General features: G+C 67.7%; 16 protein-coding genes. 13 read left to right on the top strand and 3 right to left on the bottom strand.

Features of this window, described 5'->3' with window-relative positions; genetic code table 11:
- The first annotated feature begins 506 nt into the window (after positions 1 to 506).
- From ACWD0F_RS40470 to ACWD0F_RS40485, 4 genes are all read left to right on the top strand, one after another.
- Positions 507 to 1163 (top strand): JAB domain-containing protein, encoded by a 657-nt coding sequence (locus tag ACWD0F_RS40470; protein WP_449886607.1) that lies wholly within the window; start codon positions 507 to 509, stop codon positions 1161 to 1163.
- Between the two features lie 2836 nt (positions 1164 to 3999).
- The gene (locus ACWD0F_RS40475) at positions 4000 to 4515 is read left to right on the top strand and encodes a GntR family transcriptional regulator (RefSeq protein WP_449886320.1); all 516 of its coding nucleotides are present in this window, start codon (positions 4000 to 4002) and stop codon (positions 4513 to 4515) included.
- A gap of 40 nt (positions 4516 to 4555) precedes the next feature.
- Positions 4556 to 5032, top strand: coding sequence for a GntR family transcriptional regulator (locus ACWD0F_RS40480; RefSeq protein WP_449886323.1), 477 nt, complete (start codon positions 4556 to 4558; stop codon positions 5030 to 5032).
- 207 nt (positions 5033 to 5239) lie between these two features.
- Positions 5240 to 5959: an IS5 family transposase gene (locus ACWD0F_RS40485; protein WP_449886326.1), complete on the top strand. Its 720-nt coding sequence runs from the start codon at positions 5240 to 5242 to the stop codon at positions 5957 to 5959.
- A 32-nt stretch (positions 5960 to 5991) separates the two neighbouring features.
- Here the strand turns inward: ACWD0F_RS40485 and ACWD0F_RS40490 are convergent, their stop codons facing one another.
- The gene (locus ACWD0F_RS40490) at positions 5992 to 6636 is read right to left on the bottom strand and encodes a DUF6461 domain-containing protein (RefSeq protein WP_449886329.1); all 645 of its coding nucleotides are present in this window, start codon (positions 6634 to 6636) and stop codon (positions 5992 to 5994) included.
- A gap of 75 nt (positions 6637 to 6711) precedes the next feature.
- On the bottom strand, positions 6712 to 7734 hold the full coding sequence (locus ACWD0F_RS40495) for a hypothetical protein (protein WP_449886332.1): 1023 nt from the start codon (positions 7732 to 7734) through the stop codon (positions 6712 to 6714).
- Positions 7735 to 8342: 608 nt separating this feature from the next.
- Between ACWD0F_RS40495 and ACWD0F_RS40500 the strand changes: the two genes are divergently transcribed.
- From ACWD0F_RS40500 to ACWD0F_RS40540, 9 genes are all read left to right on the top strand, one after another.
- Positions 8343 to 8951: an N-acetyltransferase family protein gene (locus tag ACWD0F_RS40500; protein WP_449886335.1), complete on the top strand. Its 609-nt coding sequence runs from the start codon at positions 8343 to 8345 to the stop codon at positions 8949 to 8951.
- 12 nt (positions 8952 to 8963) lie between these two features.
- Complete coding sequence (locus ACWD0F_RS40505; protein ID WP_449886338.1) at positions 8964 to 9839, top strand: 1,4-dihydroxy-2-naphthoate polyprenyltransferase; 876 nt, start codon at positions 8964 to 8966, stop codon at positions 9837 to 9839.
- Between the two features lie 70 nt (positions 9840 to 9909).
- Entirely contained in the window at positions 9910 to 10908 is a 999-nt protein-coding gene (locus ACWD0F_RS40510) for an adenosine deaminase (RefSeq protein ID WP_449886341.1), read from the top strand.
- A 93-nt stretch (positions 10909 to 11001) separates the two neighbouring features.
- A complete protein-coding gene (locus ACWD0F_RS40515; protein ID WP_449886343.1) occupies positions 11002 to 11700 on the top strand; it encodes a GAF and ANTAR domain-containing protein in 699 nt (232 codons plus the stop codon).
- Positions 11701 to 11786: 86 nt separating this feature from the next.
- Entirely contained in the window at positions 11787 to 13037 is a 1251-nt protein-coding gene (locus ACWD0F_RS40520; RefSeq protein WP_449886346.1) for a KAP family P-loop NTPase fold protein, read from the top strand.
- A 1-nt stretch (position 13038) separates the two neighbouring features.
- Positions 13039 to 14028 carry a hypothetical protein gene (locus ACWD0F_RS40525; protein ID WP_449886349.1) on the top strand — a complete coding sequence of 330 codons (990 nt, stop codon included), beginning with the start codon at positions 13039 to 13041 and terminating at the stop codon, positions 14026 to 14028.
- Positions 14021 to 16789, top strand: coding sequence for a hypothetical protein (locus tag ACWD0F_RS40530; RefSeq protein ID WP_449886352.1), 2769 nt, complete (start codon positions 14021 to 14023; stop codon positions 16787 to 16789). The genes ACWD0F_RS40525 and ACWD0F_RS40530 overlap by 8 nt, the downstream gene beginning before the upstream one ends.
- A 93-nt stretch (positions 16790 to 16882) precedes the next feature.
- Positions 16883 to 18115, top strand: a complete 1233-nt coding sequence (locus tag ACWD0F_RS40535; RefSeq protein WP_449886354.1) for an FxsB family cyclophane-forming radical SAM/SPASM peptide maturase — start codon at positions 16883 to 16885, stop codon at positions 18113 to 18115.
- Positions 18112 to 19389 (top strand): HEXXH motif domain-containing protein, encoded by a 1278-nt coding sequence (locus tag ACWD0F_RS40540; protein ID WP_449886357.1) that lies wholly within the window; start codon positions 18112 to 18114, stop codon positions 19387 to 19389. Before ACWD0F_RS40535 ends, ACWD0F_RS40540 begins: the two co-directional genes overlap by 4 nt.
- A gap of 12 nt (positions 19390 to 19401) precedes the next feature.
- On the opposite strand, the gene fxsT is transcribed toward ACWD0F_RS40540, so the two are convergent.
- Positions 19402 to 21951, bottom strand: coding sequence for an FxSxx-COOH system tetratricopeptide repeat protein (gene fxsT / locus ACWD0F_RS40545; RefSeq protein WP_449886360.1), 2550 nt, complete (start codon positions 21949 to 21951; stop codon positions 19402 to 19404).
- Between the last annotated feature and the right edge of the window lie 23 nt (positions 21952 to 21974).

Here is a 21974-nt window from a genome sequence, read left to right on the forward strand (position 1 = left end):
CGCTGGTCATACTGGCGACGGCGCCATCAGGCCCGCGCCCGTCGAAGCCACTACCAGCGTCAACGCCTCAAAGATCGATAAGTGCGGCTGGAGTACTAGTCGCGATCATCCAATTCCAGCATCGCCGCCGATTTCCCGATCACACCGCCCACCCGCCCGAAGCACGAGCTGCGCGGCTTCGCCAAGGGCGGGCTGCCTCCCGGAGAGAGCGAGCGGATCGCGCAACGTTGGGGCGGCCCGTGACATGACTCGGCCAGTGATCACCTGATCACCTGATGACGTGGGGAACGGGCCGCCGCTGCACCGTAGGAGACCGTCGATCAAAGCGGCGCCTCGGGCCCAGACGTTTGCGCGGGGGCTCGCGTGCATCGTCATCACCGAGTCCGGCAACCCCACCACACGACTAATGGGACACACACCGATGAGGAGGACATCGCCTGTCCACCGTGAATGCGCAGGCCAGAGTCTGTCGGTGTGCCTTGATACAACAGTTACGGAGGGTGCCGATGCGAGTGAAAGACCTGCCCACGCGTGATCGACCACGCGAACGACTCATGTCCAGCGGTGCGAGCGCTCTGGCGGACAGAGAGCTGCTGGCTGTCCTGCTCGGCTCGGGTTTCCGCGGGTCGAGCGCCCTGGACCTGGCCGCCCAGGTAATAGCCCACTGCGGAGATCTCCACGGACTCGGACAGTCCGATCCGCACCGGTTACTCACGGTTCCCGGTGTCGGCCCGGCCAAGGCCGCGAGGGTGGCTGCGGCCTTCCACCTTGTCCGGCGCACAGAGACGTGGCCTGAGCCCGAACGGATCACCAGCACCTCGGACCTGGCCGACCACTGTGCTCCCCTGCTGCGCAACCGCACGCTGGAGCGACTCGTCCTGGTGGTGTGCGACGTCCGTGGCGGAGTGCTGAAGCGTTCGGTTCTGACGGAAGGTGCGACCGACCATACGGCGATGCCGATCAGAGAGGTGATCACGCAGGTGCTCACCATGGGCGGGGCGGTGTTCGGTCTCGCCCACAATCACCCGGGCGGATCTCTCGATCCAAGCCTTGCCGATCTCGAGGCGACGGCCCAATTGGTCGAAGCCGCCGAGACGGTCGGGTTGCGGTTCCTCGACCACCTGATCATCACGGACACGGCCTGGAGGCGGATCCCTACGTGAACCGATATCGCTGCGGCTAAGAGCCCACCCGCCAGCAAACGGAACTATCTCGCGTGTAGTGCTGAAGTGCAGCGCCCCTAGAATAGCCATGATAATACAATGCCGTGGATAGACTGATATAGACGCCAGCCTGTCGTCACTTGTCGTGGCGCAATATGATGCATTCGAAGGATTTCGGATCGCTCCATGTACCGCGCCAACCTCGAATAGAACACGACTGGCTTTCTTGGCAGCCTGCGCCTTCTGAGGAGACAGCGGCACGCTGCGCGTGAATGATAGCCCGATCCACACACGTCGGCAGGGGTGCTCAATCTAAGCATATTGTATGCCATGCCCAGATTGACCCCCTGCTAAGGGCCTTCACGCTTTCGCGCTCCGCCGATTTACCGCGTGTTGGAGAATTTGGTTACCGCTAGCCGAATCCGTATCGCTGTGGCGCGTGGGCCGCCGAGGCGGGGACGAACCTGATGGTGTTCGTCGAGCCGGGTAGTCCCGAGCCGGGGATCGCCCGACCGGTTGATTGATCCGAAAGTTCCGCTCCCATCATCCGAGTGGCATACCGGCCGGCTAAAGGGTCGGTTCCGATGGTTGCACACTCACCGAAGACGACTGCGGCGCACTTCAGGCATACGTCAGGTAAGAGTCTTCTCCCCGAGCGGAACCCTCGTCCAGGACAGCCGTAACCAACCATGGCGGCTGGCGGCTCGGTGCAAAGCCGGGCTGCCGCGCCGGCACTGCCCCGTTTGCTGCCGTGCAACCAACGCCACGCCCGCCAAGAGGCCCAGCCTGAGTCCACAGCCGCCGAGAACTGACCCCTGGTCCACGGCCGCCAAAGAACCGGCCCCACGTCTGCCAAAGGGCCGCGCATCCGTGGATCAAGCTTGCACACCCGCCATAACCCGGGTTCGACACCGGCCGGGACCTTACTCCCGCCACCCCAGCAGAGGCCGCATCCGACACCGCCAAGGGCCAGGCCAGGCCCTCACCCCGTGGGCATCTCACCGCCTGCCCCCAAAAGCCGGTTTCCGACACTCGTCAAGGAACAGGCCAGGCCCCACCCCCGTCGGGACCTCGCTCCCGCCCGCCCATCAAAGACCGGATTCCGACGCCGCCAAGGACCAGGCCAGGCCCCGCCGCAACCTCACTCCCGCCACCCCACCGAAGACCGGGTCCTATGCCTGCCAAGGACCAAGCCCGACGCCCGGCCCAACCTCACTCCCGCACCCGCCTACGTATCTGAGGTGGGCCTCCGAAAGCGGAACGTGATCACGAGATCCACACCGCCTCCCGCCTCCCGCGAAGCGGTACGTGTGCTGCTGACCTTCCGGCAATAGGCGTTTACCCTGACGCATTTCTCAAAACGAAAGAAGCTTGCATCTAACCGACAGAGGGAACGGCATCAACCAGAGAGTCGGTATATCTGCCGATTACTTGGACTAGTCCTCAGATTCGACTGCTGCTCGGACTTGTCAGACAAATTTTCACATAGTCTAGGAAAGGAGTCGACACACTCGCCGGGCATGGGGGAATTCGTACAGTGTGCAGCATTCGCACCCGATGACGGTCTGCAAAAAGTCTGGCCATCGCTCTCGACGGGTTGCGCGGGGTGCTCGACAAGCGCCAGACTGGTTCCTGCGGCCATCGCGACTCGCCCTCGAATATGAATCGTTGCTGCTCGAGGGGTTCAGGCGGTGGCCGCTTCAACCCGGACGAGCCGATATCCTCACTGCGCGAGGAAAGTCGGCTCGCATGCGGAGGCCCTCGCAAGCTTGGCGCGGAAAAGCTTGCGAGGGTATAAAAGCCCAGCAGGTGCGTGGTGCATTGGGATGACACCTGCTGGGGAAACGGACAGACATCGGCCCAATGCCTGTTCGACTGAACGGCGCGCGGCGTCCATGCCGCGCCACCGTAGACCACGGCTTCGTGAGCACCTACTTATCCCTCGTCACTAAGCCATGCGGCCCGGCTCCCTGGGCGGCGGCTGATAAGAGAGCCGGAGTCATCTGAGCGTTCACGGTGAGATCCAGGGACCGATAGCAGGTCGCGGAGGGGTTCGGCCCCCGGATCGACTCGGGTGGCTCGCTGCGAAACGGCGAAGAGCCGGCAGCGAGCAACAGGCTGACCGTGTGCGCCTTGTCGGAACCGTCGCAGACGCTGGAAGTCGTCTCTTGACCTTCGGAGCAACTCGGTCGCGGTGCTGAAGTCGCAGGCAAGCGGGAGCCTGCACTGAGGTTCTTCGTGAAGGTGTCGCGGACACCATCGAGTAGCCGCCGCCGGGGCGTAGCGGGGAGCTGACCGTCCGTGGGCCGGCCGGTGTGCTTCGGCGGATGAACTCGGACAACCGCAGGCTGGACCGTGGCTGAACTGGGACGACCACACGCTGGACCGTGGCTGAACTCGGTAACCACCGGCTGGGTTGTCGTTGAGCGCCCACCTCGGCGCCCCTTGCTACAACTACTCGGCCGGCGCGGTCGTCCCTCTGCTCAGCATTTGACGCCACATATTCTGGACGTTGACGTCGGGTTTGGTGGTGTATTCGTGAACTACCACCCTTCCGTCCTTCCTGTGCATCCTGCGAATGAACGCGATACCACCTGCCTGGCAAAGCTCATATACCACCGGCATGCACTCGCATGTGTAGTCCCTTACTCGGACCCTTTCGCCTCGAGAAATCTCGGGTGTCCAGGTGATGTCAGCAAAGCCATCTCCCGGCAGGGGTACGTGCCGGCCATGACGGTCGCCCTTCTCCCACTTCATGTCCTCACTATAACCCGATCGTATGCCTTGGTCTACTGAACGTATCCATAGATCTGTTGAGCGTCTGCTTTGAGCAGGCATGTACGGTTTCGTCTATAATCCGAGCGTGCTAGATCGCGAAGGGCCCGTGCCTATCTACAAGCAGGTCGCCGAGCTGGTTCGCGATCAGATCGCGCGTGGAGAGCTCAAGGCAGGCGATCCAGTTCCCAGCGAGGCCTCGCTGGAGAAGGACTACGAGATCGCGCGCACCACCGCCAGGCGCGTGGCCAGGGAATTGCGCGAGCAGGGGCTGGCGTACACCGTTCAGGGCGAAGGCACGTTCGTCGGCAAGCCCGGAACGCCGCGCTCGCCCAGGAACCTGCCGCTCTATCAGAAGATCGCCGAAGAGGTCGCGGCCAGCATCCAACGCGGTGAGATCGCACCGAACAGGGCCATTTCCGGCGAGAAAGTCATGATGCGGCAGTACGGCGTCGCCAAGGTGACAGTACGTCAGGCCGTCGCGCATCTCAGGGAACAAGGCTGGGTCTTCACCGTCCCTTATAGGGGCACTTATGTGAATCAGCCAGAAAAGTGGCCCACGAATAGGGATTCCTAATCACCCTCCCTTTGACGGATCCCTTGTATACCCTTGAAGGGTGCTGGATCGCGAGGGTGATACCCACCTTTATCTTCAGATCAGTGAGGTCATCAAGTCGCGCATCGTCGGCGGACTCTCCCCGGGCGACCCCGTGATCAGCGAGGCGGGGATCCAGCGGGAGTTCCGCGTGGCGCGTACGACCGCCCGCCGGGCGATTCGCGTGTTGCGCAACCAAGGCCTCATCCATACCCGGCAGGGAAAGGGGACTTTTGTGAGCGGCCCCGATGAGGCCGACCCTTCCTATCACCTGACACCGCTCTATCGGGTCATCGCCGAGGAGATCCGGCAGAGCATCCAGTCCGGTGAGCTGCCGCCGAGCCGCGCGATTCCGAGCGAGATCTCAATGGTGCGACAGTACGGCGCGGCGCGTGAGACCGTACGCCGGGCCATGGCGCTTCTCCGAGAGCAGGAGTGGATCTACACCGTGCCCCACCGAGGGAGTTTCGTCTCGCCCAAGGAGCGGTGGCCTTCTTAGGGGAGGCGGCACGGGCAGACCGCTGCTGCGTTCTCTGCGCTGGTGGCGGTCTGTGCTCGTCGACGGGTGGAGCGATGTTCTCGGCCTCCGGTCCGTGGTGGAGATCGGCGACGTCGGACGGCCGCCTCGCGCGATGGCGGCTGTGGCTGTTCCGAGCGGGGTGCGGTGGCGAGAACTGCGGAGGTCCATGAGCGCGAGGCGAACGCTATGGAGACCCCCAGGCACGAGTCCAACGCTGCGGAGACCCAAGGGTGCGGAGGCGCGTGTCGTGGAGCCCTTGGCGGTACCTACCTACCCACCGACCTGCCGCCCTGGCAGACCGTGTACTGGTACTTCCAACAGTGGGAACAGGCCGGCGTCACCGAGGCGCTGCTGACCGAGCTGCGCCGCCAGGCGAGTCGCGAAGATGAGCCATCGGCAGGGATCATCGACTCGCAGAGCGTCAAGGGCGCCGACACCGTGGGCTGCGACAGCCGCCGCTACGACGCGGGCAAGAAGGTCAATGGCCGCAAGCGGTTCATCATCACCGACACCACCGGTCTGCTCGTCATGGCCGCGAGCCGGCAAGACCGCGACGGCGCCAAGACCGCCCTGCTATCGGCCTGCCTGACCACCCCGATCCGGCACGTCTTCGCCGACCAGGGCTTCGCGGGACAGCTGATGGACTGGGCCCGCGACACGCTGCGCACCACTGTAGAGATCGTGCGCAAGCCCGCGGATCAGCAAGGATTCAGCGTCATCTCCCGCCGCTGGGTGGTGGAAAGGACGCTGGCCTGGCTGACCGCCTGCCGACGATTGGCTCGTGACTACGAACGCGACCCCGCCGTCTCCGAGGCGATCATCCGCTGGGCTGCCATCGCCGGCATGGCCTCCCGCCTCGCTCGAGGAGGACCCGTCCGACGACAACCGCGCTTTGTCTGCGATTGACATCCAACGCAAATGGCCCCTTCGAGCTCGTTCTAAGGCCACAGCTCGGCATCATCAGGCGGCACATCACGTGCGTGAGGCCCCTGGACGAATCGTGTGTGCTCACGGCACAGCCACTGCGTCGTCAGGCGCACTCCGCTGATCCGCTCCAACAGGATGAAGGCGTGCACCTTCCACTCCTCGAACGAAGGCGGCCCCGATGCCAATGACAGCCCAGAGAGAAGGCCGACGAGCGAGGACGGGTCACCGTCGGGCTCGGCGCCCCATCGGAAGCGGCACAGCTCTTGTCCGTCCCGGGCGTAGTGCAGGTCGTAGTGCCGCATCGTGTCCCCGAGCCACAAGGACACCGCCTCACCAGCGGCCGAGAGCCGGGGCAAGGCTTCAGCACCATTCCAGTCGTCGGGTTCCACGATCACGAACCATGAGCCCAACTCGCCAACGATCAGCGTCTTTCCATGGCCGGACCGCCGAACGTGATGCCCCGCTTCCCCGCTGGCTTCCGAGAGCGAGCGCAGCGCAGTACTGGAGAGTTCTCCTCCGAGCGCAACGGCCACATCACTGGCGCTTGCGGCGTGACACCAGGTGATGCTTCCGTCCGGAAGGGACTCAGCAAGGTCATCGACGACGCTGCGATAATGGCATTCGAGATCCGTCGAGGAGTGGCGATGAGGGGGCATCCGGCCACCCTGACGAGCCCAGCACCCGCGGTCACGCCACCACGCCGAACATGAACGATCTTCTCTAACACGCTCTCAGAAGACGGGGATGATCTCCTCCGGGTCTATGAAGTCCACGTTCACGCCTTTCAGGTCCAGCTCCGGGATGGCCGGGAAGGCTATGCCCCAGCGTTCGACTATGGCGCGGATCCTGGCCATGGCCACCCGCCAGTTCTCGGCCTGTTCCTCGTACGACAGAACGCCCAGTCCTGCCTGCCTGGCGTGGTCCATGAGGACGCGGTGGTTGGGGAGGAAGTAGGGCGGGAGATCCCAGAAGCCCTCCGGAGGCTCCCAGAGGATCATGCTGAGGAAGACGAAGCCCGCTCTGAGCTGGCGGGTGATCAGGCTGCGGGTATCGTCCGTGAGGCCCGGCCATTCGTTCTCCAGGATGGTCATGCAAATCTGGAGATGGCGGGATTCGTCGCGGCCGATGCGGTGGAACATCTCGGTGAAGACCGGATGCTGCGTGCCCGTGGCCATGCCCCTGAACAGGGTCGAGGCGGCCATCTCGCCCATCATGAAGCTGGTGAAGAGCACCGGGAGCGAGTATCTGCCCACGGCTGTGCTGTAGCCGGTCCAGTAGCGGCCGCCGTTGTGGTAGAGCCAGCCGATGTTGTTGTGGGCGGCGGCTTCGAGGTCGTCCGCAGGGGTCCAGTTGAGAGGGCCGCCGGGCCAGAGTTTGGCGATGGTGCGCTGGCAGCACTCCTCGTGGTTCATCTCGTCACGGGTGATGGAGAAGAAGCACTTCCGGACCGGGTCCTCTTCGTGTTTCTCGAAAGCCTGGATGGTGGCCCGGGCGAAGACGGCCGGTCCTGATGCGTCGAAGTTGGCCAGGACCGCGAACCAGTACATGATCCCCAGCCGCTGCTCCCGGGTGAAGTCCTCTGGCTTCAGGCCGTCCCAGGGGAGGTCGGCCGGGTTCCAGAGCATGCGTTTGGACTTTTCGTAGATGGCGGCGAGTTTCTCTGTCTCCACTCGCCATTCCATGGGATAGATGTTGGGCTGCGGGATCTCCGGCGCCGGCCAGAAGCCGCCCTCTGGGATCGTGAGGTCCGCCATTGTTGTGACACCTCCTCTGCCATCCTGCGGGGCTGCGTCACGGCTTTCAAGTATGCGCGCGCTGGGTGGGTCGGCGTCTGGTGCGCGATCGGGGAGATGAGGGCTTACGCGGTTGGCGCATGGGCCTTGAGCCGGCTTGTGGGGACGGCCATGGAGCAGGGCCGGTGAAGGTCCCAGGCGGAGGCGCAGCGCGGGCGTCCAGCCGAAGAAACCACGCGAAGAAGCCAAGCGCCGAAGGTCTGTGGGGGACGGGTTCAGGGGCGTGGGCGCGACGGTGTGGGTGCCGGGAGGGCTGGCGCGCCGGCGGGTCGAGCCCAGGACGAATCCGCCGGAGCCTACCTCCGATTTCCGGCACAACCACCCAAGATGAGCAGGCAAAAGCACGCTCCAACGTGCTCGCCACCGCCGTCCATGCATGATCATATCGACGAGAGGTGTTCACCGACTCGCCGATGACCGTTCCCGCTCATGGTGTTCCATACGTATATGCGGCAACCGCACCGACACCGGGCTAGGAAGCGGGGTTCGCGTCGTCTCCAAGGGTCAAACACCGATACGGTGTAACTCGTGCCTTGTGGCACGAACGGCAGGCGAAGGAGCGGGCCGAGATGGCAGACGTAGGCGTCCGGGCGGCCCGGCGCGAGGATGTGCTCCAGGTGGCGAATACTCAGATCCGCGCCTGGCGCTACGGCTATCGGGACTTCCTCCCCGAGGGCCCACTCGATCAGATGACCGGCGCGGCGGCCGAGAAGATGTGGCTGCGCCAGTGGGATGAGGCGATCGTCGCTCCGCCCTCCCCCAGACATCGGGTGCTGGTAGCGGTGGAGACCATTCTCGACACTGAAGGCTTCCCCGCCCTCGGCGCCGGCGGCAGCGCCGCACTCAGCACTCCCCGTGGCGGCGAGCGCGTCGTGGGCCTGGCCTCCCATGCCCCTGCCGAGGACCCCGACCTCGACCCCAGCGTGGTGGCCGAGATGCTGACCCTGCTGGTCGATCCCGACTTCATCCGCCGCGGCCACGGCAGCCGGCTGCTCAACGCCACCGTCGACCACCTGCGTGACGACGGTTTCCGGCAGATCGTCACCTGGGTGTTCGCCGACAACCACGCTGTGCTTGGATTTCTGGAGTCGGGCGGATGGGGCGAGGACATGGCCGAACGTGTACTTGACATGGGCCGCCCGATCCGAATGATCAGGCTCACCACGGACATCAGCTAGAGGTTTTGAGACATGGCAACCCCCGGCCAGTGGATAGCCGGCGCCCGGCCGCGCACGCTCCCCAACGCCATCGTCCCCGCCATGGTGGGCACCGGCGTGGCGATCGGCGAAGGCGGCTTCGTATGGTGGCGGGCGATCCTGGCTCTGTTCGTCGCACTGTCGCTGCAGATCGGCGTCAACTACGCCAATGACTACAGCGACGGCATTCGCGGCACTGACGACGAGCGGGTCGGCCCGATGCGGCTGGTGGGCTCGCGGACGGCCACGCCACGGCAGGTGCTGACGGCCGCGCTGGCGTGTTTCGCGCTCGCGGCCGTGCTGGGCCTGATCCTGGTCGTGGTCACGCAGGCGTGGTGGATTCTGCTGGTGGGCGCGGCCGCGATCGCCGCGGCCTGGTTCTACACGGGCGGCCGGCATCCGTACGGTTACCGCGGGCTGGGCGAGCTGGCGGTGTTCGTGTTCTTCGGGGTCGTGCCCGTGGTCGGCACGGCGTATGTGCAGACCGAGCACCTGAGCTGGCCCGCCTTCCTTGCCTCCATCCCCGTGGGACTGCTGTCGTGTTCCATGCTCGTGGTGAACAATCTGCGCGACGTCGGCACCGACGGTGAGGCCGGCAAGCGCACGCTGGCGGTCGTGCTGGGAGCCGAGCGCACCCGTACGCTGTACGTCGCCTGCCAGGTCGTGCCCTTCGTGGTGGCGCTGGCGATGATCCCCGTCACGCCGTGGGCCGCGCTGGTGCTGCTCGCCGCGCCGTTGGCGATCGCCCCGGTCAGGACCGTGCTGGGCAGGGCGGTGGGCCCGGCGCTGATCGCGGTGCTCCAGCAGACGGGCAAGCTGCAGATGGCGTACGGCCTGCTCTTCGCCGTCGGACTCGCGATCATCTTCTGACCGCGGCGAACCCACAACAGAGCGATCACCTGCTGAAACAGCGGGGGCGTACATTTTCTATAGTGGGAGTGTGAAGGACTACATCGCGGGCCTGCCCAAATGCGAGCTGCATCTGCACATCGAGGGCACGCTGGAGCCGGAGCTCACGTTCGAGCTGGCCCGACGCAACAACCTGGAGCTGCCCTACTCCTCGGTGGAGCAGGTCAGGGCCGCCTATACCTTCGACAGCCTCTCGTCCTTCCTCAAGATCTACTACGAGGGCATGCAGGTGTTGCGCACCGAGCCCGACTTCTATGACCTGGCCATGGCCTACCTGCGCAAGGCCGCCGAGCAGAACGTCCGCTACGCCGAGATCTTCTTCGATCCGCAGGCGCACACCTCGCGCGGCGTGCCGTTCGACGTGGTGATCCGCGGGCTGCGGCGGGCGCTGATGGACGCCGAGACCCAGCTCGGCGTGCGGGCGCAGCTCATCATGTGCTTCCTGCGCGACTTCCAGGCCGAGTACGCGATGGCGACGCTGCTGGAGTCGCTGCCTTACCGGGAGTGGATCGCCGGCGTCGGACTCGATTCCGATGAAAGGGGCAATCCGCCGAGCAAGTTCACGGCGGTCTACGAGCGGGCCCGGCAGGAGGGCTACCTCCTGACCATGCACTGCGACGTGGATCAGGACAACGCGATCGAGCACATCCGCCAGGCCATCGAGGACATCGGCGTCAACCGCATCGATCACGGCGTCAACATCCTGGAGGACCAGCGGCTGGTGGACGTGGTCCTGGAGCGGGGCATGGGGCTGACCTGCTGCCCGATCTCCAACGGTTTCGTCACCGAGTCGATGAAGGCCGAGGGCATCCGCAAGCTCATGGACCTGGGCGTGCGCGTGACGGTCAACTCCGACGACCCCGCCTATTTCGGCGCCTACGTGCAGGAGAACCTCGAAGCCCTCCAGGACGCGCTCCAGCTCACCCGGCAGGAGGTGGCCCAGCTCGAACGGAACGCCTTCGAGATCACCTGGTTGCCCCGTCACGTCAAGGACGCCTACCTCGCCGAGATAGACGCATACGTCTCCTGACGCGCCGCTCCCAGCGGGCTTCCCGAAGGGCTAGCGTAGGAAGCCACCGAAAGGGCGGCAGCAAGGCGAGGGAACCTGGTGGACCGGCCAAGCATGCCCATACGCATCGAGGAGTTCGAGCAGGCGTTAGCCGAGTGCGTCACCATCGCCGTCCGGGCGATGCCCGACTCACCGATGATCAGCGTCTGCCTGCTCGCCAAGGAGGGGCTGCGGACCGTCGCCAGCTCCGACGTACGCGCCGTGTTGCTGGACGAGCTGCAGGCGACCGCCGGGCAGGGGCCGTGCATCGACGTCCTCGACTCCGGTGAGCCGGTGACGGTCACCGACCTGGCCGCCGAGCCGCGCTGGCGCCGCTTCTCCGCCGAGTCCGGGATGCTGAGCCTGTACTCCGAGCCGCTGAAGTCGGATGGCCTGCTGCTGGGGGTGCTCACCCTCTACTCCGGGCGCGGCGGCGGGTTCAGCGAGGAGACCCAGGTGGCCGCGCGCGTGACGGCCGAGCACATCAGCGTGCTGTTCCGTACGGCGCTGCACGCGGCCCGGCTGCGGGAGGTGGCGGTGCAGCTCAAGGAGGCGCTCGCCACCCGGGCGATCATCGATCAGGCGCTGGGCATCGTCATGGCGCAGCGGCGATGCACCGCGCGGCAGGCGTTCGAGGTGCTCCGGCACGTGTCCCAGGCCAAGAACGTCAAGCTGTCCCAAGTGGCGGCCACGATCGTGGAGACCGTCAGCGGCGCGCCGCCGCAACGGTCCCGTTTCGAGGAGCCGCCCGCCAAGGTGAGCCGCAAGAAGTAGTCATCAGGCGGCACAGGCTCATCACAGTTCGATAACCCATGGTTTTAGGCGGCGGTAACGATGCATCCTCTTGCTGGAGGAAGAGGATGCCCGACATCGCAATGCTCTCGGACGCGCCGGTGGATTGGCGTGGAGATCTCCTGCAGTTTCGGCGTTACGTGGACCCGCTCGTTTCGGTCATTACCAATCCACGCACCCAGACGCCCTTCACGATCGGCGTGTACGGCACCTGGGGCAGCGGGAAATCATCCCTGCTCGGAATGGTCGACCAGCGGCTCCTCGACCGGCACGGCGACGAGTTCGTCCGCGTGCATTTCAATCCGTGGGTGCACCGCCGCGAGCCCGAAATGTTGCTCCCCCTGCTGAACGCGCTGCACAACGCCCTCAATCAGGAGCCCGGCCAGCGCTTCGCCGACACCGTGAAAAGGCTCGGCGACATCATACTCAACCTGGCCGCCGACGAGGTCCTGAAAAGGATCAACCTGGGCGGCGCGAGCGTGGAGAAGATCGGCAAGCTGGCCCACCAGTACGCCGAAATGCGCGGCCAGGTGGACAGCCAGACCGGCCGCCTGCGCGAATTGTTGCAGAAAGAGGCCGACCGCCTGGCCGACAAGGGCCGCAGAGTCGTCTTCTTCATCGACGACCTCGACCGGTGCGAGCCCGACCAGATCATCGACGTGCTCGAATCCATCAAGCTCTTCCTCGATCTCAGGAACGTCTTCGTGCTGATCGCGCTGTCGAAAGAGGTGGTCGATCGCGGGGTCTCGGTGAAATACCAGCCTTTCGGCTTTCCCGACCACGCGGTCATCGCGGACGACTATCTCGACAAGATCATTCAGCTTCCGCTGCATCTCTACCCGCTCGGCGCCTCGGAGGTGGGCGGCTTCATCCGCGGGTCCCTCCTGGGCGACCTGGCGAGCAGGCACGTCGAGACGCTGGAGAGCATCGTCGTCCCGAACCCACGCAAGATCAAACGCGTGCTCAACCTGCTGCGGGTGACGGAGGCCATCATCGAGGGCACGCGGGGCCTCGACGACCTGCACACCGACCTGGTCGTCCGCCTGGTGGTGCTGCGCATTCAGAGCCCTGAGCTGTTCGCGCACGTGGCGCGGCAACCGGCGCTGCTGATCGCGCTGGAGCTGGCCTACCAGGACAAGCTGGCCACCGACACGATCAAGGGGTTCCAGTTGCGCTTCGGCGCCCGTGCCGAGGAGATCCAGAAGCTGACGTCGCTCCATCACGGCCGGCACGGTTTCCTGGCGCCGCTGTTCGGCGGCTCGGCGTTCGAGGCGTCCGAGGGCCGGCTGCCCGCGTACCTGACGATGATCGGCGGATGAGATGCGGTTCGCCGACGACGCCCGCTATGAGCTCTACGGACTCCGGTCCGGCAATCCCTACGCCGGCCGCGCCCTCGATGCGCTCGCCTCGGAGGACGACCGCGAGCTGCTGCTGGAGCTGGCCGGGTTCATCCGGCTGCCGGACATCAAGGCGGCCATCGAGCAGGCGGCCGGCCACGGGCGCCCGGCCCTGTTCCTGATCAACGGAGTGGGCCGGAGCGGCCGGACGTCGCTGGCCAATCACCTGATGCACCTGTACCAGGACGCGACCACGAAACCCGGGGGCACGTTCGTGATCCACCGCGCCGAGCCCGACGACATGACGCAGGACGCCTACGCGCAGGTCTGCTCCACGCTGCTGTCCCTGCGCAACAAGATGAACGAGTGCGCGATCAGGATCCCCGACGAGCTCCGCACCCGCTTCACCGAGCTGGGCCGGCGCACCAGGACCAACCGGATGAACGAGTACGACCTGCAGGAGATCGCCGGTTTCGCCGCGGCCACCTTCGCCACCGCGAACGTCGCCTTCGGCATCCGCTACGAAAGCGTGCCGACGAAGAAGCTCATCACGCTGGCCACCAAGGTGTTCGAGGGGACGAGCACCATCGTGGTGTTCACCGTCGACGCCTACGACCACGCCAACACCATCCAGCTCACCGCGGCCGAACGCGAGCGCTTCTCCACCCGCGGCCAGATCGTGGACCTGGGCACCCTGACCTCGGAGCAGATCACCGAACTCGCCAAGGGCCGGTGGAACGGCCGGCAGCCCTCCCCGTTCCACGAGGAGGCGCTCACGAACGTGTTCCGCGGGCGCAGGTACACCGTGGGCCAGGCCATGCGCCGCCTGGAGGTGCTGCTGGAGTTCCGCCTCAGCGAATACGACAAGGACGACCCGTGGCCGACGGACGACCTGCACATCCACGAGCGGTGGCTGCGGCTCAAGATCTGGCAGGGCGAGAGATGGAACGGGCCCGGAGGCAACCATGGCTGACATTCCCCCCTATCCCCCGCGCAATCCCTTTCCGGCCCGCGGCATCTCCAGCGCCGAGGAGACCTCGCGGCCGGACTTCCTGAACGACTGGGTCCAGCAGACCCCGACCGCGCTCCTGCCCGGCGTCCGCGGGGCCCTCCGCCTGGCCGAGGCGTACCTGCGCGAATTTCCCCGCGACGGCGGTCTGAGCTGCCTGTACGGCGCGCACGGCATCGGCAAGACGCACGCGGCCCGGCACATGATGGCCCGCGTCAACACCGTGAACGCGCAAGCGGTCCAGCTCTACCTGCGCTTCCAGGACGACGATTTCGTCGCCGCCTACCGCCGGCTGGTCTCCCAGCTCCCGCAGCGGCTGCTCGCCGACCTGAGCCTGAGTTATCGCGCCGCGCTCAAGGGCGACCTGAGCGCCCGCGCCGCGTACGAGCCCCCCGGTGACGATCGCCTCCGCGGCACGAAGCCCCTCGGGGTGCTCGACCTGGTCGAAGAGGGAGAGGTGCTGGAGGAGCAGGCCAAGGAGATCGCCGCGGTGGCGGGCGACTGGCCGCAGTTCCAGCGGGCGCTGGACTACTTGATCAGGCCCGACTACTCCGGCGACGCCTACGACTGGTTGTGCGGGCGGCCGATCAGCCCCGACGCGGCCGGCGCCATCGGGGTGAGCGAGCAGATCGGCGATCCGCTGACCTGCCGCTACGGGCTACAGCTCCTGACCACGCTGGTGACCAGGGGCGGCCGGCCGTTCGTGATCGTGCTGGACCAGTGCGAGAAGTTCCTGCTCGTGGACGGCGACCCGGTGGCCGCGAACGTCGGCCTCCTGCAGGGCCTGGTCGAGGCCGTCCCGCAGGCGGGCGGGCTGCTCGTCCTGGCGACCAGCGAGGCCGGCTGGCTGGGCATGCCGCCTGACCTGCGCCAGCGCATCGCCCCGGGCGCCTGCCATCTGCTGCCGCTCACGCCCGACGAGGCCAGACAGGTGCTGGCGGTCTACATCGGCGCCGCCCGCCAGCCCTCCTCAACCCCAAGACAGGCCGCCACCACCGCCGGCCAGCCCACCAGCACCGGCCAGTCGATCACCACCGGCCAGGCTGCCTCAGAGGACATCCGGCCGGTCACCGAGGACGGCCTGCTGGAGCTGCTGCGGCACAGCGGCGGCAACATCCGCCTGCTCCTGCAGCTCGCCTGGGCGAGCTTCGAGGCCGCCGACCGCAAGCCGGTCGACGCCGAGGTCGTCGCGGACGCCTCGGCCCATGACAGCCGCTCCCCCAGCCTCGCGACCCTGGCGATGCTCGTCGAGACCGAGCTGCGCGGCGCCGGGCTGGCTCCCGCGCGGATCGAGGAGAACGGCCGGATCACCTCGTTCCAGGTGCCGGGCAAGCACGGCCCCCGGTCCGTGATCAAGCTGTCCGAAGCCGTGTTCTTCGACGACGAGGCGGCCAACGCGGTGCAGCTCATCGGGTCCGGCAGCCGCTCGGCGTTCACGGCGCTCCTGGTCACGGGCTACGTGAGCCCGGCGGTGCTGGCCACGCTGCGCGGCGCGACGCACGAGGTGCTGGTGGCCGACGACTCGGCCGGCTTCTTGCGCGAGCTGCGCGGGCTCGTGGCGCGGGTGGCGGCCATGCCCGTACAGGCGGAGCAGCCGGGCGTGCTGGACGAGACGTTGCGCGAGATGCGGGCGAGCCTGGAGGAGTTGTCTGCCGAGCGGCTCAACGAGGCGGCGGCGCTCCGGCGCGACCTCGCGGAGCTGGCCGAGCGGCTCGAACGCGAGAAGCAGCGGACCCGCCCCGACTGGCCGACCCGCCGCGAGGAGCTGGTGGAGCGCATCGCCCAGGCCAGGGCGGCGCGGGCCACGGCCGACTGGGAGGAGTTCCGCCGGGTCCGCGCCGACGTCGTCCGCGAGCGGTCCACCGCGCTCGGCTGGCTGGCCGGGCTCGTCGGCGTGGCGGCCGTTCTGGCGGTCGTGGCGCTGCTGAGCGGCTCGACGCCGGTGATGGCGGCGCTCTTCGCGGTGTCCGCGGGGACGGTCGCGGGCGCGTTCCTCATCGGGCGCAGGCTGCGCTCGGCTCCGGTGAGCCGCCCGCGCGCGACCCTGGAGTCCAGGCGCGACCTCGACCGGCTCGCCCGCGACGTGCGGACCGACCCGCGCTCCCCCGACCCGGTCAGCCGGTACGCCCGCGCGCAGCAGGGCGATCCCGACGGCGCCTACCAGGAGCTGGTGGACTTCCTGCTGGCCGAGCCGCTCGCCCTCGTCCGGCAGGCCATCGGCCGCCGGCTGGCCGGCTCCGCCCGCGCGCCCGCGCGCTGTGTGGCCGAGGTGACGCGCGGGCTGCGCGAGGAGGTCTTCGAGGTGCTGCTGCTGCTGGCGCGCGGGCAGCGGCACAACGAGTCGGACCGGCAGCCGCGCGCGCTGCGCGACCTGCCGCCGCAGTTGCGCGTGCTGGTGGCGCTGGCCAACCCGGCCGCTCCGGAGCTGGCCGGCGGCGTCGTCTCCAGGCAGCCCGCCGAGCTGGCGCTGGAGGCGCTCGGGGTGCGCGGGCCACGGCATCCGCTCGCCCGCGCCTTCCGCGACGGCGCCGCGCAGACCGTGCCGATCGAGATCCCGCAGAGCGCGCTGCGGGCCACCGCCCACCTGCTGTCGCCGTTGGAACGCGACGGGCTCGGCACGCACGACTGGCTGCCGGTGATCGCCAAAATGGACGAGCTGTATCTGTTCTTCGAGGAATTGCTCTACTACCAAGAAGAAAACCGCTCCCATAGGCAAAAATCTTGACTCGTCATCGAAGTCGTGAGACATAGGGACGGGGTCTAGCGCCCTTCCCAGGGGAGAGCAGGTCGGGGGCGCACGACGTATAAGAGGTAGCCGTTGTTAGGAAGCCCTGATTCGGAACCGCTGCTCACCAGGGGGTTCCCGGAATTCCTCGACGTCGACGCGCTGCTGGCCGGCGGTTGGGAACCGCTCGCCTTCCAGCAGTTCATCCTGAAAGTGCACAGCCGCTGCGATCTTGCCTGCCGCCACTGCTACGTCTACGAAATGGCGGACCAGAGCTGGCGCGATCAGCCGCGCAGGATGTCCGACGCCGTCGCCGACCGCACCATCGAGCGGATCGCGGAGCACGCCGCCCAGCACGATCTACCCGAGATCGACATCATCCTGCACGGCGGCGAGCCGCTGCTGGCGGGCGCCGGGCTCATCTCCCGCATCGTCCGCGGCATTCGCGGCGCCGTCGCCACCGGCACCCGGGTCAACGTCAACATCCAGACGAACGCGGTCCGGCTGGACGAGGCGTACCTGCGGCTGTTCGAGTCACTGGAGATCCGGGTCGGCGTGAGCCTGGACGGTTACGCCGAGGCCCACGACCGGCACCGCCGCTTCGCCGACGGCCGGGGCAGCCATGCCCAGGTCAGCGAGTCGCTGCGGCGGCTCACGACGGGGCCCTACCATCATCTGTTCAGCGGGATCCTGTGCACGGTGGACGTGCGCAACGATCCGCTGCGCACCTATGAGGCGCTGCTGGAGTTCGACCCGCCGGCCGTGGACTTCCTCCTGCCGCACGGCAACTGGGCGTCGCCGCCGCCCTTCCGGGTGCCGGGCTCGGCCGCGACGCCGTACGCGGACTGGCTGATCACGATATTCGACCGCTGGTACGACAGCCCGGTCCTGCAGACCGACATCCGGATGTTCCGGGAGATCATGCGCCTGATGATGGGCAGCCCCTCGCGGGCGGAGACCGTGGGGTTGTCACCGGTGCGCATGGTGGTGATCGAGACCGACGGCGGCATCGAGCAGTCGGACATCCTCAAGAGCACCTACCACGGCGCGCCCGGCACCCGGCTGCACCTGCTCAGGGACTCCCTCGACGAGGCGCTGCGGCATCCGTCGATCGTCGCGCGGCAACTCGGCGAGTTGTCGCTCTCGTCGGTCTGCCGGCGTTGCGACATCGTCTCGACCTGCGGCGGCGGCCTGTACGCGCACCGCTTCCATCCGGACACCGGATTCGCCGAGCCGTCGGTCTACTGTCCCGACCTGTACCGGCTGATCTCCTACATCGGCGCGCGCTGCCGGCGTGACATGGCTCGCCTGCGAGGTCCGGGATGAGTCCGGCGCCGCACCGGATCTCCAGCACCGCCTTCTCCATGCTGGCCACCGGCGGTGGCGGCGCGCAGGCCGTACGCGAGCTGTGCGCGGCCCAGGAGAGCAAGCATCGCCTGCTCGTCCGGTTCCTCGTGGACCAGGCCGAGCGCGGCGGGCACCCGGACGCCGCGCTCGTGACGCGTGCCTACGAGGCGTTGTCGGAGATGGAGGCCGACCGGCCCGAGGAGGTCGGCCGCTGCCTCCGCCACCCCGCGGTCGGGGCGTGGGCGCTGCGTGCGTGCCGGGCGCTGCCCGGCGGCGATCCCGGCCGGCTGGCGGCACTGGCCCTGGCCGCGGCCGTGCGCTCGGGCCGCGCCCTGACCTTGGAGGTGCCGGCGGGCGGCACGCTGATGTTGCCCTCACTGGGCCTGCTCACCCCGGCCGGCGGCCTGCCGGACGGGGTGCGGGTGTCGGTCGAGCCGGTGGCGGGCGGGGCGGAGCTGCGGGCCGGCGATCGGGCGTACCGGGTGGACGTCTCGGGCGACGCGCCGGGCTGGCAGGTGCTGCACCGCGTCGCCGTCGCGCCGGAGACGCTCATCACCATCGACGACCTCGACCCCTGTCGCTGGCCTGGGGACGACGCCGACGAGCGCCTGACGGACGAGCGGCGGCGCCTGTGGGCCGGCTGCCTGCGTGCGGCGTGGAGGGTGCTCCAGGCCCGCCACTGGACCGTGGGCGGCGAGGTGGCCACGGCGGTCCTGGCGCTCACGCCCATCCGCCGGCGGACGCTCGACCAGCGCAGCGCCTCCGCGCGCGACACGTTCGGCACCATCGCGCTGTCCGACCCGGCCGACGGGATGGGCATGGCGCTGACGCTGGCGCACGAGCTCCAGCACGCCAAGCTGAACGCGCTGAGCGCCGTGGTGGAGCTGGTCCGGCCCGACGACGGCCGCCGCTTCTACGCACCGTGGCGGCCGGACGCCCGGCCGCTGTTCGGGCTGCTGCACGGCGCGTACGCGCACGCGGGCGTCGCCGGCTTCTGGCGGCGGCACACCGAGGAGACCGGGAACGGCCCGTACGCCGAGGTGGAGTTCGCCCGCTGGCGTGAGGCCGCCTACCAGGTCACCGGCACCCTCCTGGACAGCGGCGGGCTGACGGAGGCGGGCACGTACTTCGTCGCCACGCTGCGCGACACGCTGCGCCGCTGGCGGGCCGAGCCGGTGACGCCCGCCGCCGCCGCCCGCGCCCGCCTGCAGTCCGAGCACCACAGATCGGCCTGGACCAGAGCCGACACCTGACCTCCGCCGGGCTTAGATGGGCGGCGGGTCGAAGTCGACGTTGATCCGCTCGCCGGCCAGCACCGCGAGCGATTCGGGATGGTCGCGCCGCATGCTGACGTCGAACTGCTGGGTGACCTCGGCGAGCAGCCGCTTGTACTCCTTGTCCTCGCCCACCGCCCGCAGGTCGACGCAGAGGTTGGCCGCGCACACGATGCTGAGATAGTGGTCGCGGCTGAAGTAGGTCTGGATCCGCCGGTGGTTCTCCTCACCGAGCCTGCGGGCCTCGTCGTGCAGGCCGAGTGCGGCCAGGTCGCTGGCCAGGTTGATGGCGCAGCTCACGGAGTAGTCGTGATCGCGGCTGACCCGGTCCGTGAGCCCCTTCAGGGCCTCCTCGTCGATCTTCCGGGCCTCCGCGGGGTCGCCGGTCAGGCGGATGAGCAGCGCCAGGTTCATCCGGCCCGCGTGGGTGAACGGATGGTTCTCGCCGAACACCTCTGGATACCAGGTGAGGGCCCGCTGCGCCATCTCCAGCGCCTCGTCGTATTCGCCGTTGGCCCGCAGCGCGTTGGACAGGCCGAACGCGGCCGACATCGTGTCGGCGTGGCTGTCTCCGTAGAGGCGGTGCAGGCGGGCGTGCGTGTCGCGCATGAGCTCCAGGCTCTCGGCCGCCTTGCCGCTCCTGCGCAGCGAGATCGCGAAGTCCTTGGCCGCGAGCAGCGTCGCGGGGTTGTCGTCGCCGAGTTGTGCCACGCCGTAGGCGTAGGCCTCCTCCGCCATGTCGGTGGCCACGTGGATCTGGCCGTTCTGGCGCACGGCCCGGCTCAGGTTGTTCCACGAGTGCAGCAGGACGCGCCGTCCCAGGCCCTCCGCGCTGCTCATGTAGAGGTGGACTTCCTCCAGCGTCTTCTGGGCCTTGCCGTATTCGCTGGTGAGGGAGTAGGTGATGCCCAGGTTGTTGAGCACGCGCAGGACTCTGATGTCGTCCCTGCTGTTGTCCCCGATGATCCGCTCGTAGATCTCGACGGTCTCCTCGTCGACCTCCCGGGCGCGCAGGAACTCGCCGCGCCCGCGGAGCGTGGCGCCGTAGCTGCTTCGCGCCCACAACGTCTCCGGCCGCTCGGCGCCGAGCGACTGGCCCATGATCTCCAGGGTCTCGGAGTCGAGGTCGTAGGCCTTGCCGTAGAAGGTCAGCGCCCGGTAGACGTTGCCCAGGTGGATCCGGGCGACCAGCACGTCCTTGTGATCGGGGCCGCTGATCTGGGTCCATCTGTCGATGTACTGGTCCAGCAGGACCTCCGCCGGCTTGAAGCTGCCGCGCACGTAGAGGTAGCGCACCAGGTCGAGCGCGAACTTGCGGACGGCCGGATCATCGCACTCGATCAGCCCCGACGGCTCCAGGTGCGCGGCCAGCTCCTCGAAGCTGGGCCACTTGGTCGTGTCGTCGGGGTCGTTGGGCGCACTGCCCGCCAGCAGCAGGTGCACCTCGTGCCGCAGCTCGCGGCGGTCCTTCTCGGGCGTCTCGTCGCGCAGCAGCGCCTGGTTGAGGCGGTGGACCTGGAGGGTGCGGGTCGACGGCTCGACCTTGACCAGCGCCAGGCGTTCGAGATTGCTCAGCGCGTTGGTCAGCAGGATCATGTCGGACAGGATGGGCGCCAGGCGCGGGCCCACCGACCGGTTGCCGCGGCGGAACACGTCGCGCGGGATGGGCTCCGGGCCGAAGAACGCGCAGCACCGTAACAGCTCGACGGCCTCGGGAATGCGGTCTTCGAGCTGTGAGACCGACACCTGCCAGGCCGCCGTCATGGACTGCGGGTAGGTGGGCGCCTTCTCCAGGCTGAGCACCCGGCTCGTCTGCTTGCGCAGCAGGCCGATGTACTCGTCCACCGACATCAGGGTCCGTGACAGCAGGGCGGCGGCCTGCTCCAGCGCCAGCGGGAGGTCGCCCAGCTCCTCGGCGATCCGGTTGGCCTCCTCCTCGCTGACCGCGCCGGTCAGGCGCTTGCGCAGGAAGGCCATGCTCTCCTCGCGCTTGAACACGTCGACCTGGATGGTGGCCTCGTGGTCGCTCCAGCGGGAGTTGCGGGAGGTGATGAGGACGTGACCCGGCCCTCGGGGGATGAAGTCCTTGATGTAGTCGGGATCCTCGGCGTTGTCGAAGATCACCAGCCAGCTCCGGTAGGGCACCCCGCTCTGCAGCGTGCGCAACACCGACTGCGCCGCCTGCTCGACGCCCGTGGTGGTCGCGGACGGCAGGCCGAGCGCGGTCGCCATCCCGGCCAGCGACGACGGCACGAGCATCGCCTGGTCGGCGGAGATCCACCACACCAGGTCGTAGTGGGCCCGGTATTGCCAGGCGTATTCGACGGCGAGCTGCGTCTTGCCCACACCGCCGAGACCTTGCAGCGCCCACGGCTGGGCCACGACGGCGGTGACGGTGTTGATGCTCTTCCTGAGCGCGGTCAACAGATCGGCACGGCCGGTGAAGTTCGAATTACGCTTGGGGACCCTTTCCCAGACCTTCGGCCCCTGCGCTGGTATGGAGTGCGAATTTTCCGCCACGTCGCCCCTCCGCTGCAACACCCGTAAGAGATTCGCTAATCGTA

It is taken from the genome of Nonomuraea sp. NPDC002799 (genome assembly GCF_053592075.1).

Coding starts and splice junctions, on each gene's coding strand:
- ACWD0F_RS40470 (WP_449886607.1), top strand. CDS start 507: ATGCGAGTGAAAGACCTGCCCACGCGTGATCGACCACGCGAACGACTC.
- ACWD0F_RS40475 (WP_449886320.1), top strand. CDS start 4,000: ATGTACGGTTTCGTCTATAATCCGAGCGTGCTAGATCGCGAAGGGCCC.
- ACWD0F_RS40485 (WP_449886326.1), top strand. CDS start 5,240: ATGGAGACCCCCAGGCACGAGTCCAACGCTGCGGAGACCCAAGGGTGC.
- ACWD0F_RS40490 (WP_449886329.1), bottom strand. CDS start 6,636: ATGCCCCCTCATCGCCACTCCTCGACGGATCTCGAATGCCATTATCGC.
- ACWD0F_RS40495 (WP_449886332.1), bottom strand. CDS start 7,734: ATGGCGGACCTCACGATCCCAGAGGGCGGCTTCTGGCCGGCGCCGGAG.
- ACWD0F_RS40500 (WP_449886335.1), top strand. CDS start 8,343: ATGGCAGACGTAGGCGTCCGGGCGGCCCGGCGCGAGGATGTGCTCCAG.
- ACWD0F_RS40505 (WP_449886338.1), top strand. CDS start 8,964: ATGGCAACCCCCGGCCAGTGGATAGCCGGCGCCCGGCCGCGCACGCTC.
- ACWD0F_RS40515 (WP_449886343.1), top strand. CDS start 11,002: ATGCCCATACGCATCGAGGAGTTCGAGCAGGCGTTAGCCGAGTGCGTC.
- ACWD0F_RS40520 (WP_449886346.1), top strand. CDS start 11,787: ATGCCCGACATCGCAATGCTCTCGGACGCGCCGGTGGATTGGCGTGGA.
- ACWD0F_RS40525 (WP_449886349.1), top strand. CDS start 13,039: ATGCGGTTCGCCGACGACGCCCGCTATGAGCTCTACGGACTCCGGTCC.
- ACWD0F_RS40530 (WP_449886352.1), top strand. CDS start 14,021: ATGGCTGACATTCCCCCCTATCCCCCGCGCAATCCCTTTCCGGCCCGC.
- ACWD0F_RS40540 (WP_449886357.1), top strand. CDS start 18,112: ATGAGTCCGGCGCCGCACCGGATCTCCAGCACCGCCTTCTCCATGCTG.